Source organism: Nitrospirota bacterium (genome assembly GCA_016219645.1).
Classification (GTDB): domain Bacteria; phylum Nitrospirota; class Nitrospiria; order Nitrospirales; family Nitrospiraceae; genus Palsa-1315.
In genome coordinates this window covers 143,509-158,203 of record JACRLR010000020.1, presented here as the reverse complement: position 1 = coordinate 158,203, position 14,695 = coordinate 143,509, and the positions used below count along the sequence as shown (strand labels likewise).

Sequence of the window (14,695 nt, the reverse complement as noted above, 5' to 3'; positions counted from 1 at the left end):
AGCATCCTCAACGTAGCCCAGAGGCTACGCCTCCGGTGCTTTCATCGGCTGCGGCCTTGCTGGGCGAACTTTTTGAGCATCCTGCAGGATTTTCTCCCATTGTGATAGGCGTGCTGACCATCCCTTTTCTATTGGACCTGGTTTGGGGCGGGGCGGCCGTCTAACACTGATTGAATATTCTTCAGACAGACCAGTCCCATTTGAGTCCTTGCCTGCATCGTGGCTGAGCCTAGATGGGGGAGCAGCACCACCTGCCTCAACTGAGCTAGGTCTGGATGGAGAGTTGGTTCCTCTTCATAGACGTCGAGTCCTGCGCCGGCGATGGTTCCTCTCTTGAGGGCTTCGACCAACGCTGCTTCATCGACAATCGGACCACGAGCCGTATTGATGAGAAAAGCAGTGGGGCGCATCCAGCCCAATTCGCACGTTCCGATCAGATGGTGAGTGGCTGGAGTCAGGGGCACATGGATTGTCACAAGGTCGGCTTCCTCAAGGAGCTCTCTCAATGACCGATATTCCCACTCACGGGGGAGCGATGAGATGGCCATGGCTTGTCGGGTGTGATAGAGCACCGACATGCGAAACCCTATAGCGCGTCTGGCTACCGCCTGCCCGATGCGCCCCATTCCGATAATCCCCAGTGTCTTGCCGGAAATCTCCGCTCCCAAAAGTTGTGTGGGACTCCATCCGGTCCAGTGTCCGGATCGAACGAGGCCGTCGCCTTCAACGATGCGACGTGCCGTCGCCAGGAGCAAGGCCCAGGTCAGATCAGCGGTCGCATCGGTCAAGACGTCCGGCGTATTGGTGACGATCAGGCCACACTGTTTCGCGGCGGCAAGATCGATGTTGTTGTATCCGACGGCATAGTTCGCCAGAATTTTGAGCCTGGTGGCGGCATGAATGGTTTCGGCGTCGATGCGATCTCCCAGAGTCACGATCCCGGCATCGGCCCGGCAGAGTCCCTCACGAAGGACAGGTGCGGTCGGCAATGTATTATGAGGATCCTGCACCAGCTGGAAGCGATTCCGTATGATGGCCATCACAGGATCTGGGAGGAGTCGAGAAAGATAGAGGGTGGGGCGTGAGTCGGTCACAGGGCTACTCCGTTCAGCGCGCCATCTTAGCAGGATGTTAGGGTGAGAAGATGGTTTATTTGGTTTGTTTGGTTTTTTTGGTTGAGCGAAACTGATCCAGAGGAACGAATAAACAAAACAAACTAAATAAACCGGATCAACCAAACAAACCTGATGAACCAGACTTGTGCTGGTCTCAGGGGTCCGTCTAGAATGGTCGAGATCTTAAACTATGACCTCACCAACGCTCATTTTGCCTGAACGTTCCCACGCCATTGCCTCTGACCTTCGTGCCACGCTCGGCGGTGACAAGGTAAGGGACGACTACTCGACCCTCATTGCCTATGCGGTGGATGCGAGTATGTATCGGATGACGCCAAAAGCCGTCGTGCTTGTCGAGTCTGAGGAAGACATTGCCGCTACGGTACGCTACGCCGTACAACGAGGGATTCCCCTGACGCCGCGGGCTGCTGGGACGAACCTGACGGGCTCAGCGATCGGCTCCGGCATCATTCTCGACGTCTCACGCTTGAACCGGATTCTCGAAGTGAATCGGGATGAGCAATGGGCCAGAGTGCAGCCGGGGATCGTGCTCGCCGAATTGAACAAGCAACTGAGCCGCCAGGGTCTGTTGTTCGGACCAGACCCTTCCAGCGGGGACATGTGCAAACTCGGAGGGATGTTGGCGAACAACTCATCCGGTCCCCACACGCTGCGGTACGGCGCGGTCAAGGATAACGTGGGGGCACTTCGTGTATGCCTACAGACCGGTGAGTGGCTGGATGCTAGGGCCTATTGGCTCGACGATCCGGCCTGTGCCGATCTGTTGAAGGCACAAGGCCCCCTTCGAGACCTGCGATCGTTGGTCCAGGACAATGCCGAACTGATTGCGCGGAAACGCCCGATCGTCAGCAAGAATAGTTGTGGCTACAACCTTTTTGGCATCGCCGATGGACTTGCGCGAGGCTGCTTCGATCTTCCCAAGCTCTTTATCGGCAGTGAGGGCACGCTCGGTCTCTTCAGTGAAGCGACGATTCGGCTGGTTGAGGTGCCCCGCGCAACCCTCACGGCCCTCGTCCATTTCTATCGCCTGGAGGATGTGGGTGAGGCTGTGCCGAAGCTACTGGAGTTATATCCGAGCGCGTTAGAAGTGATGGATGCAAATACGCTCAACTTGATCGGGCGGGCGAAGCACGGCATTCCTGCCGATGCGGCGGCCACTCTGTTGGTTGAGCTGGATGACGATGCAAGGGGTATCGATCTCTGGGCACAGGCCAATCGCATGCTGGAGATCTGTCGACGTTTTCGCCTCACGTCCGATCCCCTGCTCGCCCTTGAGCCTGAGCAACGGGAGCAACTGTGGAAGGCCCGCAAAGCACTCTATCCCACGCTCTACCGATTCGACCCCCGGAAGAAGCCCATCAATTTCGTCGACGACGTTGTGGTGCCGGCTGAGCGGATCAGTGAACTCATCCGATATTTGGAAGAGTTCTTCGAAGAACAGCGCGTTCCAGTAGCGATCTTTGGGCATATCGGGAATGGGAATGCCCATATCATTCCCCTGCTCGATGTGAACAACCAAGACGATTTCCAGAAGATGGTGCGGGGGTATTCCGAGATTCACCAAACAGTGTTGGATCGATTCGGTGGTTCGATCTGTGGGGAGCACGGAGATGGTCGGGTGCGCGCCGAATATGTGAAGACGATGTTCGGTCCGGAGCTGTACGATCTGTTTGTGCGGGTAAAGCAGAGTTTTGACCCAACTGGGGTCTTTAATCCCGGTATCAAGATCAGCGACCGGCCATTCACGGACCATATCGACTATGAGCGACTGTCAAAGTCCTGTGCGACCTGCGCCAAGTGCAACGCTGTCTGCCCGGTCTACGATGTATTTCGGTCGGAAGACATGAGTTCGCGGGGCTGGTTCGAAATCGTCACGGATAAGAATTATAGCTATCTCAATTCCAAGCGCGTGGTGGAGGCCTGTCTGAACTGTAAGTCTTGCCGCACAGCCTGTCCGGCAGGTGTCGATGTATCTCAGCTCATCCTGGACCGGCGCGCCGAGAATCCAAACGAAATGGCTGGATCCATCTTTCGTTTCCATGCGCAGACCGCACGATTTGAACGATTGTTAAAGTTTCTCGCGAGGTATCAGCCGATATGGGATCGGCCCTTGATTCGACGGTTACTCGATCGTCTGACCAAGCCGTTCCTGCATCGTCTTGCCGAGACCGCACGATTGTCGCCACGCTTGGTGCTGCCGCGACTCGCCCGACAACATCTTCGTGACCGTTACCCGGAACTGATTCCTGACACAGGGCAGGCGACTCGTTCCCCAGTAGCGTACTTCCATGGCTGCGCAGCCAACTATTTCGACGATGGGGTAGGGGATGCCGTCATCGCCGTGTTGCGAAAACATGGAGTCGAGCCGGATCTACCACCACAACGCTGTTCCGGGACGCCGATCGAAACCTATGGGCATCGCACATTGGCCAAAGAAGGGGCACGGGTCAATCTGGCCTCCATGGCTGGCTATGAGAAAGTGGTGACCGGTTGTGCCTCCTGTACCCTCATGCTGAAGGACTATCCCACCTTATTTGCCGGCGAGCCTGAGCAAGGGTCAGCCGAGGCCTTGGCCAAGCGGGTCACGCACATTTCAGAGTTTGTCTCACAATCGTCGGTGAAGCCGGCCATGGCGAGTCCGCAGCCTAGAACATGCAAGGTAGCCTATCATTCTTCCTGTCACCTGCGAGCAGCGGGAGTGACGAAGGAGCCTCGGGCGATTCTGGGAGGCATGCCCGGCTTTGATTATGTCGAGATGCCGGATGCTGATCGCTGTGCGGGAGGAGCCGGGACGTATCTCGTAAAGGATTTTGAGACATCGCAGCGGATTGTCCTGCGCAAACGGCAGGCTGTCGAGCAGAGTGGTGCCGAGGTGGTGGCGACCAGTTGCCCGGCCTGCATGATTCAATTGCGAACTGGATTGCAGGGCACAGCAGAAGTGAAGCACGTGGCCCAACTGATTCAGGAAGCCTACGAGGCAGCAGACCGACCGTAGGTTTGTTTCGTTTATTTGGTTTGTTTGGTTTTTGGTTGGGCAACACTAACCGGATGAACTAAAGCAACCAAATAGACTAAACAAACCAAAAGAACCAACCAACGAGGTTTCAATGGTCACAGTGCTGATCTTTGGATTGACGCTTCGCGATGCGGTCGGAGAAACGGAATTCGATCTCGTGATTTCCGGACCCACCACTGTGAGAAAGCTTCTTGAATCGAACCAGGATCGTATGGGGTCTCTGTTGCAGTTCCTGGCGAATCGAGAAGTGATGATTGCGGTAAACAAGAAAGTGAGCGCCGAAGATACTGTCGTGAAGGACGGGGACATCGTCAAGTTATCCCACCAGTCTGGAGCGTCGTATGACGGGACGCGACATATCCCCGTTTAGGCTGCGTGACGCGCGAGAATTGCCTTGTTTCTCTTGTTTATTTGGTCTGTTTGGTTGAACCAGATTAAGCGGTTGAACCGGGGAAACCAAATAAACAAAACAAACCAGATGAACCATACAGACCATTAGTGTAGCCTGCATCTGCTTGTCGGCCCATGATTGAGGTCTATCGATGCCGCGCAACGACCAAGTCACGCGCCAGTGGCACCTCTTGCGCCTATTGGAATCGTCACATGGCATGACGCTCGATGAACTGAACGAACGGCTCCCGACCGACTATCTCAGACATCCCCGAACCGTGCGGCGAGATTTGGAAGCCCTCGAGGCGGCGGGATTCCCCATCCTGAACGAACGAAGAGACGGGCGCATCCACTGGCGGTTGATGGACGGGTTTCGCCACGTCCCCGCCCTCTCGTTTTCTCCCACCGAGCTCATGGCGTTGGTCATGAGCCGGGCTCTCCTCAAGCCATTGGCCGGGACACAGATCCAGGCGGCAATAGAGTCGGCCATGACGAAAGCATCGGGACTCCTGCCCCCGGCATCGCTCGACTATGTCCAGCGCATTCAAAGCGTGTTTGCGGTCGGGCTGGGCCCGCACAAGACATACCGGACACATCGAGAGTCGATTGACCGGCTCACTCAGGCCATCGATAAGCAGCGCACCGTTCAAGTGCGGTACTTCTCCGCCTCCCGCACGCGGATGACCAGGCGCGAGATCAATCCCTACCGACTCTGGTACGCATCGGGCGGCCTCTATCTTGTCGGCTACTGCCACCTGCGCAAGGAGCCGAGAATGTTCGCCGTCGAGCGGATCAAGTCTGTCACGCAGACCGACCATCCGTATCAGATCCCGTTGCACTTCGATTTCGACGCATTTGTGGAGGACTCGCTCACCGTCATGCGCGGACGGCGCATCGATGTCGAGTTGGCGTTCGATAAGCCGACAGCGGCCTGGGTTAAAGACCGCGTATGGCATCCCAGCCAACGGCTGACACGCCTGAGGCGAGGGCGATTGCGGATGACATTGTCCATTGCGGACACGCGCGAACTTGTCGGGTGGATTCTCAGTTTCGGCAGCGGGGTAAAGGTGGTGCAGCCGGACTCGTTACGCAGAGCAGTTCAGCAGGAAGTCAGGAAGATTCTGGAGTCGCAGTGACCCCGGGTGTCACGCGTGGCTTGGATGGGTACTGCTGAGAGCCGGTAAACCTGTGGTAAATAAGCAGGGGAGGCCGGGAGCAGAATTAGACAGGACTGGACCTCGGATGTCATATCGTTGTGTGAAACTGGGCGCACCACCACCCCATCACACAAGGAGGCGGTCATGTGCAACACGATCGCAACGGCAATGCTACTGCTCCTACGGGGCACGCTAAGCCACGCCGATATGAGTTTCGATGAGCGCTATGAGAGGGACTACAACATCTTCAACCCGGCCACGCAGTATCAACCGGACAATCCGCTCAATCCGGCCAACAAATATGACCTGGATAGCGCGTTCAATCCCGTCAACCGCTACGATCCAGGTAATCCAGCCAACCCGGTCAATAAGTACAGTCCGAACAATCCATTTAATCCGGTGAATCGGTATCATCCAGAGAATCCACTGAACCCGGCGAACCGATATAATCCCAACGTGCCGTTTGCGCCGCTGGATGGAGGGAGCGGGAAGGTAAGACGATGAGTGGTCAAGGAAGAACGGTCAAGCCAAGGTGTCGGAAGTCTTCATCGAACGTGAAGCAGGGAACATGATTGAGCAGCGATGTCACGACAACGAACGAGATGGCATCGCAGAAAGACAAGCGATGATCGCGGCCATACGACGTAAAAACCTGTTCTGCCTCCGTTCTCACGCGATCGCCGTAGGGGACAATCTGAAGCTGGGGCTTGACCTCGCTGAGAAACGCAAGCGCGGCCCGAAAATGACGCCGGTATCGCAGCAGCGTCACCGTTTCACTGACAATGTCCCAGGTGGTGCACCACGTCGTTCCGGCAGAAGCCGATTCCGCCACAAGGATACGCGCCCGCGCGTGGTTGACGTCTTTCGGATCAAGGCAGGCATAGAAGAATGATGTATCGCAAAACACCAGAGCAGGGAGGGTCATCAGCGGATCGCGCCACGCCGGCCGTAGAGATGGGTCCTAACGCGGGAAGAGATCGGGATCTTCCGCCCGCGCCGCTTCGGCAGCTTCATCATCAGGCGGAGCAAGCTTTGAGCGGCCGCTCCAGGCTCAGGTTCGGGCTGCACGGCGCGAAGCTCCGCAACAACCTCGTTGTGAACCGTAATTTCCACACGGGCACCCGCATCTCGACGGATCCGGCGGACCAACGCCGGCAACCGCTTGCGCGCTTCACTGATCGAAAGTTTCATGACGGCCTCCGATTGAATATATCTGAAAGGTACAGCCATGTACAATTCATGTCAACACGTAAGCAACCTCGATGGTCACATGCGCCCACGAACCCTGAGCAGGTGAACGAGTATAGCCCCAGCGTGCCGTTTGCGCTGTTGGATGGAGGTAGTAGGACACGGAAGGCACGTTGACGCATAGCAGTTGATGCGTGTGTAGTGTTCTCATCATGCCGAATCATTATTTTCAGTACTGGGGCAAAGCCGACGAGAAATATGTCGGTGCAACAAGCTGGCATCCGCTGGCGTATCACTGTTTGGATGTGGCGGCGTGCGGGCAAGTGCTGCTGAATGCGCAGCCATCATGGTTAGGGAGTTTGGGCCGGTTGTCAGGAATTTCTTTGGATGTGTTGCCTGGTTGGGTAACGTTCCTCTTGGCACTTCACGATTCAGGCAAGTTCGGTGATGGTTTCCAAAGCTTGCGGTCCGACTTGTGGCAGACACTTCAGAGCCGGACGGAGGACACCAGACCAGGGGAGCGTCATGACACCCTAGGTTATGAACTACTGATGAAGACCTTGCCTCAATGGCTGAACCGCCCAGAGCTGGCCCGACGTGGTGGGCAACAGATGCGCCCTTGGTTGGCGGCTGTGACCGGTCACCATGGGAAACCGCCGAGAAATCTCTCCGCAGGGGATTCGGCAAGGCTGCTGCGGGATCACTTTCCCGCTCAAGTTCTGGAGGATACCAGACAGTTTGTTCTCGAAGCGACTGAGTTGTTGATGCCCGATGGACATCCATTGCCTACACACCAGGACGGGCAGGCGGAACGCTATTGGCAAGCCTCTTGGCTGCTTTCAGGACTTGCCGTGACGGCGGACTGGCTAGGTTCTAACACTCTCTGGTTTCCCTATCGAAAACCAGAAGTCGGACTTGCAAAATACTGGTGGGATACGGCGCTCCCCCAAGCACATCGAGCCGTTGCTGAGAGCGGACTGGCGCCTACCACGCCCATCTTTCCTGGATTTGAAAAACTGTTTCCGCGGATCAAGGCTCCCACACCCTTACAAGCCTGGGCCGAGGCGATCCACATCACGAACAACCCGCAACTCTTCGTGCTGGAAGAACTTACCGGTGCCGGCAAAACCGAAGTTGCACTAACGTTAGCCGCCCGCCTCATGGCGGGGGGCCAGGGGCGGGGTCTCTATCTGGCGCTGCCTACAATGGCGACGGCGGATGCCATGTTCGACCGGGTGCGCCGGGATAATGGTTGGCGGCGATTCTTCGCCGGTGGAGAGGCGCAGCTTGCCTTGGCTCATTCGGCGGATCGTCTCAAATTCCGCCTGGAAGAAGCTAATCGCGGAGATGCTGGCTATGGTACGACCGAGGAAGAATCAGCCTCCAGAAACTGCACAGCCTGGCTTGCAGACAACCGCAAGAAAGCCCTGTTGGCGGATTTCGGCGTTGGGACCCTAGATCAAGCGCTCCTTGCGGTGCTGCCAGTACGACATCAGTCGCTGCGGTTGTTGGGGCTGGCCAACAAGGTGTTGGTGGTGGATGAGGTCCATGCCTGCGACTCCTATATGGGTGAGCTGCTGGCTAGGTTGTTGCGTTTTCATGCCGCTCTGGGCGGCTCGGTCATTCTGCTGTCAGCAACGCTACCGCTGACTCAACGCGCCCGCTATATCAAAGCCTTCGCCGAGGGTGCGGAGTTGACGGTGGCGCGCCCGATGGAAGTTGGTTATCCACTGGCAAGCCATTTTTCTACCAATGGGCTTGCCGAGCAGCCGCTTGAAACTCGCGCAGAATCTGCCCGTCATGTTGACGTGCAAGCGCTGCACGAGGAAAGGGAAGTACGGGAACGCTTGCAAAATTTACTCGCGCAAGGCCGTTGCGTTGTGTGGATACGCAATAGCGTGGCGGACGCAGTGGAAACTTTGAAAGTCTGGAATGCCTCCTATCCCGAATATCCGGCGACGCTCTTTCATGCTCGCTTTGCCTTAGTTGATCGCTTGCGTATTGGCAAGGAAAAAATTGAGGCTGCCTTCGGCCCCGACAGCACACCCGTCACCAGACGCGGAAAGCTGGTCATCGCGACCCAGGTCATCGAGCAATCGCTGGACGTGGACTTCGACGACATGGTGACCGACCTCGCTCCGATTGATTTGGTGGTCCAGCGTACCGGGCGGTTGCAACGTCACAAGCGAGATGCCGACGGTAACCGGCTGCAAGATCTCAATATTGCCGATGGACGCGGCGGCGCACGGCTGGCTGTGCTCATGCCCATGCCCGTAGAAGACTCAGGCAAGCGCTGGATGACTGATTTACTACCGAGGGGAGGGATGGTTTATCCCGATCACGGAAAACTTTGGCTGACCGCTCGCTGGCTTTCCAAAAACGGCGGGTTCGATTTGCCGCGGCAAGCGCGAGACATGATAGAGGCCGTATACGACGATGCAGCTTTCGACAGCTTGCCAGAGGGACTCAAAGAAATAGCGCTGAAAGCCGAGGGCGCTTGCCATGCCGACCAAGGGGTGGCGCGCGGCAACCTGCTCGCTTTTGACGAAGGCTACAGCCCCACCAGCCTGCAATGGCAGGACGAAGGAGAAGCTCCCACCCGTCTTGGTGAAAAAACAGTACGTCTACGGCTAGCTCGCCTGGTGGATGGCGTTTTTCACCCCTGGGCACAAACCATGACCGGAATGGAATGGGCACTATCCGAACTCACCGTCCCCTATCGCCTGATCGCCAAGGAAAGTGAACGCATGCCAACGGCGCTAGCGGCGGTTAGAACCACCATGCCTGATGAAGGTCGCTACGTCATCATCGTCGGGTTACAAGCGGACGGCGACATATGGCGCGGACATGCCAAAAGCACACGCGACGAGGAAGTCTGTGTCGCATATTCATCTGTCATGGGACTGACTGTCGAAAAAGGAGTGAAAGATGAATCTGATCAATGAGCCCTGGATTCCCATCCGGAGGGCAGACGGGACACAAGAAAAGGTTGAACCTTGGCGCATCACAGATTTTACCGATGGCAGGAGTCCTATTGTTGCCATTGCCTCGCCGCGCCCTGACTTTGACGGCGCACTTATCCAGTTTGTTATCGGGTTGCTGCAAACCACATGCACACCTAACGAAAGCGGCTGGTGGGAGTGGCGTGAAAATCCGCCACCGCCGGAGACGTTACGAAAGCGCTTTGTTTCGGTAGCAAGAGCTTTTGAGTTGGAAGGCGAGAGAGCATTTATGCAGGATTTCTCACCTTCTGACTTGAGTAAGCAAGAGAGCATTTCTGCTCTCTTGCTTGAGGCGCCAGGCGAAAAAACTCTCAAAGACAACACGGATCACTTTATCAAGCGAGGGCGAGTCAATCAGCTTTGCCCGCCATGCGCAGCAACTGCTTTATTTACCCTCCAGACTAATGCGCCTTCTGGTGGCCAGGGGCATCGCACCGGTCTGCGTGGCGGGGGACCGTTAAGCACACTAGTGCTTGGGGAAACGCTTTGGGAAACTTGTTGGCGAAATGTTTTAACGAAAGCCCGTTATCTTGCAACCGCCGATCTTGACAAGTTTGACGATGTTGATCGTTTTCCTTGGTCGGCTCGCACTCGCACAAGCGAACCCAATTCGCCAACGGAAATTACTGGACTCGTCGATGTTCATCCTGATCAGCAATTCTGGACTATGCCCAGACGCATCCGATTGCACTTCGAAAAGGGTGAGAAGATGGCATGTTGCGATCTTTGTGGGGCAGAGGTTAGCTGTGTGTGCCGTCATTTTGTCACAAAAAATTATGGTGTGAGCTACGAGGGTTTTGAGCACCCCTTGAGTCCACATTATGTCGAAGACGGTGTTGCCAGCTCGGTGCATCCACAACCAGGTGGCATTGGTTATCGGCATTGGCTTGGGCTAGTTGAAAGCAGCATAGACGGCAACCGTGAGCGCCGACCAGCCAAGGTAATCGAGCAGTTTCGATCTGTAGCACGGGAAGACGCACGGCTATGGGCGTTCGGGTTCGATATGGACAAGATGAAGGCGCGTTGTTGGTATGAGGCCACGATGCCTATCATTATTGTGCCAAGAGAAATAGAGGTGAGCTTCAAGGGACAGGTGGAACACATGGTTCGTGGCGCTAGTTGGGTTGCCCAGATACTGCGCTGGCGAATCAAGGATGTCTTGCTTGACAAAGAGAATAATCGTGGCGATCTGTCCTTCATTCAGAACCATTTCTGGGGTGCTACGGAAGCTGGCTTTTACGAACACGTTCGGCGTTTGCGGGCCACTTTGTCTACGCCGAGTGGCGACTTGAGTGTGACGGAAAGCTGGCTCGCCACTCTCCGTTTGGCCGCCTTCTCTGTGTTTGACCACTACGCTCAGACAGGAGATTTTGATGCTGCCGATCCCCGTCGGGTGGCGGTGGCTCGTAATGATCTGGGGAAGTTGCTTGTTGGCAAGAAGCTACAAGATCTGCTCGGTCTGCCTCAACTCGTCCGCAAAACGGCTTGACTTTATAAGGAGATTTTCATGAGTGACAAAACCAGACCGGACAACCCCTTTCCTCAGGGCAAGCCCGACCATCCGTCCTTCGATGTGCTGAGAACATGGTGGCAGAAATTGGAATCGGACCGGGGTGAACGTGCCGCGCTACGCCGAGCGGCCAGTCTTACCGAGGTGATGCTGAGTCCGGCCTTTCACCGACTGCTCAATTCGTTACGGCGAGCAGGCTACGGCATGGCGGACTATCGTTATCCAAAGCTCGCCGCCATCGCCGGATTGGCGGCGCGAGTCAAGACGGAAACATCCGAGACGCTTGCCACCCGCATGGGTAGTCCTAAGAGCGGAGGAGACAAGGCCGCCATGTCTGACTTGCGGGTGCGCCGTGTGCTCGCCTGTGATGACGTAGAGGAGCTGTATACCTTGTTGCGACGGGCACTTGCCTTACTGGGCGACCAAGCGAACTTGGCAGACCTCGCGGCGACACTTTGGCACTGGTCACCGATGGACGAAAAACGTTCGAACGATCCACGCCGCCGAATGGCATACGACTATTACGCTGCAGCGCCACTTTAATTGACCTACTACATTTTTAGGAGAAACCAAACCATGACCACTTTTTTGCAATTGCACCTACTTACCAGCTATCCACCTGCCTGCCTCAACCGCGACGATCTGAATCGCCCCAAGACTGCTGTTATGGGCGGGGTGCCGAGACTGCGTGTCTCGTCGCAGAGTTTGAAACGTGCGTGGCGTATCTCTGACACCTTCCACGAAAAGGTCAGCGATCAGATGGGCATACGATCCAAAGAGCTTGGGCGTCGTATGAGGGATGCCTTATTGAACGGGGTCGCCTTGGCCGATCTGTTGAAGCCTGGAACATTACAAGCTGAGCCTGATGGCAAGGTATCTGATGAGAATGCCACAAAGTGGGCATGGATGATTGCCGGGGAGTTCGTGGACAAGAAAACCAAAGATGGTGAGGAAGAAACTGAAGGTGAGGAACCTGAGGGCAAAAGTAAGAAAAAGGTCAAGAAGCCAAATGTCAGCAAGGAAACGCTCAAGAGCGAACAGATTGTCTTCTATTCGCAAAAGGAGATCGAGGTTTTGGGCACCCTGATTCAGAGTTTGCGCGAGAGCGGCAGGCCACCGACTGCCGAGCAACTCAGAGTCCTCAAAGTGAAAGAGGCGAACGGATCTGCAGATTTAGCTTTGTTTGGGCGGATGCTTGCATCAAGCCCGGATTTCAATGTTGACGCCGCGTGCCAGGTTGCCCATGCCATCACCGTTCATCGTGCTGCTGTGGAGGATGACTTCTTCACTGCCGTGGATGACCTCAATACTCGCGAGGTAGATGCCGGTTCCGCGCATATGGGTGAGCAGGGATTCGGGGCGGGGCTATTTTATAGCTACGTGTGCATAGACTGCGATCTGCTGAAAGAAAATTTAGGCGGCGATGCTGAGTTGACTGGAAAGACAATTAAGGCGTTGGTTGAAGCTGCCGCCACTGTCGCCCCCACCGGCAAGCAGAATAGCTTCGCCAACCGGGCATGGGCGCCATACGTGCTGGCCGAAAAAGGCAGCCGCCAGCCGCGTGGGCTCTCTCTGGCATTCATGAAGCCGGTCAACGAATATGGTGAAGGCATGATCGTAAATGCCATGACAGCGCTCGATACCATGCGCACTAATCTGGATAAGGTGTATCACAGTGGCCAACCATTACCGAGTGAGAGTATCAACGCGCTGACTGGTGAAGGCGACTTCCAGAAGCTCCTGGACTTTGCCACAGGGAGCGGAGGTGTGTAATGCGCGACTACCTCGTCTTTCAGCTTTATGGGCCGTTGGCCGCGTGGGGCGACATTGCGGTGGGGGAGACGCGACCATCGGCGATGACACCGACCAAATCAGCGGTGCTAGGACTAGTGGCGGCAGCCTTGGGGTTGCGTCGTCCGGATACTGCGCGCACGGAAGCGGAACGTGCCGAATGGGAGTCACGCCATATCGCCTTGGCTGAGGGCTATGGCATGGCAGTAAGAATAGAGGCTTTAGGTTTGCCGTTGACTGACTACCACACGGCTCAAGTGCCTTCGTCCGGTACCGGGAAAAACCGCAAAGTCTTTTCCACTCGACGGGGTGAACTGACCCATGGTCACAAGTCTGATCTCAACACCATTCTTTCCCGCCGCGAGTATCGCCAAGATGCTTTCTACGCCGTTGCAATATGGGCACGAGGCAACTCGCCATATACTCTGCATGAGTTGCGTCGAGCACTACTGGAACCCTGCTTCATGCTGTATCTTGGCCGGAAATCTTGCCCACTGGCGCTGCCGCTACAACCGGAGGTGAAGAGCGCAGAAGCTGTGGAAGATGCGTTGGCCAGCATGCACCTCGAAGGTATTCTAGCGCGAGTGGCAGAAGCGGGCGGTGATGCCGGGTGGACTAAACTTTATACGCGTTTCCAGCCCAGCGCGCCCTTGTTGCTGTGGGATGGTGACGCTGAAACTCGCCTGTTGCCAGAGCAAACCATTATCCGCCGCGATGCGACACTCTCACGCCGCAGTTGGCAGTTCACGGTGCGTGACGAACACCAGGCCCACCTCGGACAAGGAGGGCAGCTATGAATGGCGAACCCCATTGGCTCTCCCGTGTCACACCTAGGCCCGACATTACCTATTGCCAGCTTGTTGATTTAGGTGTGCTCGATCCCTATGGACAGCATCAGGCATTGTGGAAGTTATTTGACGTGGCGAAGGAGGACCGCACAGATCGAGCTGAATTTCTGTTCCGCACTGAGAGCAAAAACCGCTTGCCAGCGTTTTACCTTTTATCCCAGCGCCAGCCTCGCGACCATGCAGGGCTGTGGCATATCGAATCCAGGCCCTATCGTCCTGATATTCAGGTCGGCGATCGCCTAGCGTTCAAATTGCGGGTGAGTCCTGTTGTGACACGTGCAGGGGGAGTGGGCAGTCACAGCAAGCGTCATGACGTAGTGATGGATGCCAAACGTCAGATGAATTGGAAACACTTGCCAGAAGATCAACGCCCAACACTGGCTTATCTAGCTCAGAAAGCGGGTGAAACCTGGCTGCGGGCGCGTGCGGAACGTTTAGGGTGCAGGTTTGATGATGCCACAGTGCGTGCGGACGGTTATCGCACCTGGCGAAAACATAGTGCCAAGAGCATTGAGCTATCCATGCTGGATTTCGAGGGCAGCTTGACCATAGCTGACCCCGCACGTTTCGCAGATGCATTACTCAAAGGCGTCGGTCCCGCCAAAGGCTTTGGCTGCGGCTTGCTGTTGGTTCGACGTGTATAACGGCGTGGAGCCT

General features: G+C 56.1%; 13 protein-coding genes. 10 read left to right on the top strand and 3 right to left on the bottom strand.

Annotated features, from left to right (window positions below):
* Positions 1 to 128: 128 nt before the first annotated feature.
* Positions 129 to 1,040 (bottom strand): D-glycerate dehydrogenase, encoded by a 912-nt coding sequence (locus HZB34_09905; protein MBI5316275.1) that lies wholly within the window; start codon positions 1,038 to 1,040, stop codon positions 129 to 131.
* A gap of 265 nt (positions 1,041 to 1,305) precedes the next feature.
* On the opposite strand from HZB34_09905, the gene HZB34_09900 reads away from it, so the two are divergent.
* The 4 genes from HZB34_09900 (at position 1,306) to HZB34_09885 (ending at position 6,203) form a co-directional block, all read left to right on the top strand.
* Positions 1,306 to 4,131 (top strand): FAD-binding oxidoreductase, encoded by a 2,826-nt coding sequence (locus tag HZB34_09900; protein ID MBI5316274.1) that lies wholly within the window; start codon positions 1,306 to 1,308, stop codon positions 4,129 to 4,131.
* Positions 4,132 to 4,243: 112 nt separating this feature from the next.
* Positions 4,244 to 4,522, top strand: a complete 279-nt coding sequence (locus HZB34_09895; GenBank protein MBI5316273.1) for a MoaD/ThiS family protein — start codon at positions 4,244 to 4,246, stop codon at positions 4,520 to 4,522.
* 172 nt (positions 4,523 to 4,694) lie between these two features.
* The gene (locus HZB34_09890) at positions 4,695 to 5,678 is read left to right on the top strand and encodes a WYL domain-containing transcriptional regulator (protein MBI5316272.1); all 984 of its coding nucleotides are present in this window, start codon (positions 4,695 to 4,697) and stop codon (positions 5,676 to 5,678) included.
* A 327-nt stretch (positions 5,679 to 6,005) separates the two neighbouring features.
* Complete coding sequence (locus HZB34_09885) at positions 6,006 to 6,203, top strand: hypothetical protein (protein MBI5316271.1); 198 nt, start codon at positions 6,006 to 6,008, stop codon at positions 6,201 to 6,203.
* 4 nt (positions 6,204 to 6,207) lie between these two features.
* Here HZB34_09885 and HZB34_09880 read toward each other — a convergent pair whose 3' ends face one another.
* A complete protein-coding gene (locus HZB34_09880) occupies positions 6,208 to 6,624 on the bottom strand; it encodes a type II toxin-antitoxin system VapC family toxin (GenBank protein ID MBI5316270.1) in 417 nt (138 codons plus the stop codon).
* Complete coding sequence (locus HZB34_09875; GenBank protein MBI5316269.1) at positions 6,624 to 6,890, bottom strand: hypothetical protein; 267 nt, start codon at positions 6,888 to 6,890, stop codon at positions 6,624 to 6,626. Before HZB34_09875 ends, HZB34_09880 begins: the two co-directional genes overlap by 1 nt.
* Before the next feature lie 209 nt (positions 6,891 to 7,099).
* Between HZB34_09875 and cas3 the strand changes: the two genes are divergently transcribed.
* The 6 genes from cas3 to cas6e are packed head-to-tail and all read left to right on the top strand — an operon-like array spanning position 7,100 to position 14,682.
* Positions 7,100 to 9,832, top strand: coding sequence for a CRISPR-associated helicase Cas3' (cas3, locus tag HZB34_09870; protein ID MBI5316268.1), 2,733 nt, complete (start codon positions 7,100 to 7,102; stop codon positions 9,830 to 9,832).
* Positions 9,816 to 11,378 (top strand): type I-E CRISPR-associated protein Cse1/CasA, encoded by a 1,563-nt coding sequence (casA, locus tag HZB34_09865; GenBank protein MBI5316267.1) that lies wholly within the window; start codon positions 9,816 to 9,818, stop codon positions 11,376 to 11,378. Before cas3 ends, casA begins: the two co-directional genes overlap by 17 nt.
* An 18-nt stretch (positions 11,379 to 11,396) precedes the next feature.
* The gene (casB, locus tag HZB34_09860; GenBank protein MBI5316266.1) at positions 11,397 to 11,942 is read left to right on the top strand and encodes a type I-E CRISPR-associated protein Cse2/CasB; all 546 of its coding nucleotides are present in this window, start codon (positions 11,397 to 11,399) and stop codon (positions 11,940 to 11,942) included.
* A 33-nt stretch (positions 11,943 to 11,975) separates the two neighbouring features.
* Positions 11,976 to 13,172 carry a type I-E CRISPR-associated protein Cas7/Cse4/CasC gene (cas7e, locus tag HZB34_09855; protein ID MBI5316265.1) on the top strand — a complete coding sequence of 399 codons (1,197 nt, stop codon included), beginning with the start codon at positions 11,976 to 11,978 and terminating at the stop codon, positions 13,170 to 13,172.
* Positions 13,172 to 13,987 (top strand): type I-E CRISPR-associated protein Cas5/CasD, encoded by an 816-nt coding sequence (gene cas5e, locus HZB34_09850; protein ID MBI5316264.1) that lies wholly within the window; start codon positions 13,172 to 13,174, stop codon positions 13,985 to 13,987. Before cas7e ends, cas5e begins: the two co-directional genes overlap by 1 nt.
* Positions 13,984 to 14,682 carry a type I-E CRISPR-associated protein Cas6/Cse3/CasE gene (cas6e, locus tag HZB34_09845; protein ID MBI5316263.1) on the top strand — a complete coding sequence of 233 codons (699 nt, stop codon included), beginning with the start codon at positions 13,984 to 13,986 and terminating at the stop codon, positions 14,680 to 14,682. Before cas5e ends, cas6e begins: the two co-directional genes overlap by 4 nt.
* The last annotated feature ends 13 nt before the right edge of the window (positions 14,683 to 14,695 follow it).

Coding starts and splice junctions, on each gene's coding strand:
- HZB34_09905 (MBI5316275.1), bottom strand. CDS start 1,040: ATGGCCATCATACGGAATCGCTTCCAGCTGGTGCAGGATCCTCATAAT.
- HZB34_09900 (MBI5316274.1), top strand. CDS start 1,306: ATGACCTCACCAACGCTCATTTTGCCTGAACGTTCCCACGCCATTGCC.
- HZB34_09895 (MBI5316273.1), top strand. CDS start 4,244: ATGGTCACAGTGCTGATCTTTGGATTGACGCTTCGCGATGCGGTCGGA.
- HZB34_09890 (MBI5316272.1), top strand. CDS start 4,695: ATGCCGCGCAACGACCAAGTCACGCGCCAGTGGCACCTCTTGCGCCTA.
- HZB34_09880 (MBI5316270.1), bottom strand. CDS start 6,624: ATGACCCTCCCTGCTCTGGTGTTTTGCGATACATCATTCTTCTATGCC.
- HZB34_09875 (MBI5316269.1), bottom strand. CDS start 6,890: ATGAAACTTTCGATCAGTGAAGCGCGCAAGCGGTTGCCGGCGTTGGTC.
- cas3 (MBI5316268.1), top strand. CDS start 7,100: ATGCCGAATCATTATTTTCAGTACTGGGGCAAAGCCGACGAGAAATAT.
- casA (MBI5316267.1), top strand. CDS start 9,816: ATGAATCTGATCAATGAGCCCTGGATTCCCATCCGGAGGGCAGACGGG.
- casB (MBI5316266.1), top strand. CDS start 11,397: ATGAGTGACAAAACCAGACCGGACAACCCCTTTCCTCAGGGCAAGCCC.
- cas7e (MBI5316265.1), top strand. CDS start 11,976: ATGACCACTTTTTTGCAATTGCACCTACTTACCAGCTATCCACCTGCC.
- cas5e (MBI5316264.1), top strand. CDS start 13,172: ATGCGCGACTACCTCGTCTTTCAGCTTTATGGGCCGTTGGCCGCGTGG.
- cas6e (MBI5316263.1), top strand. CDS start 13,984: ATGAATGGCGAACCCCATTGGCTCTCCCGTGTCACACCTAGGCCCGAC.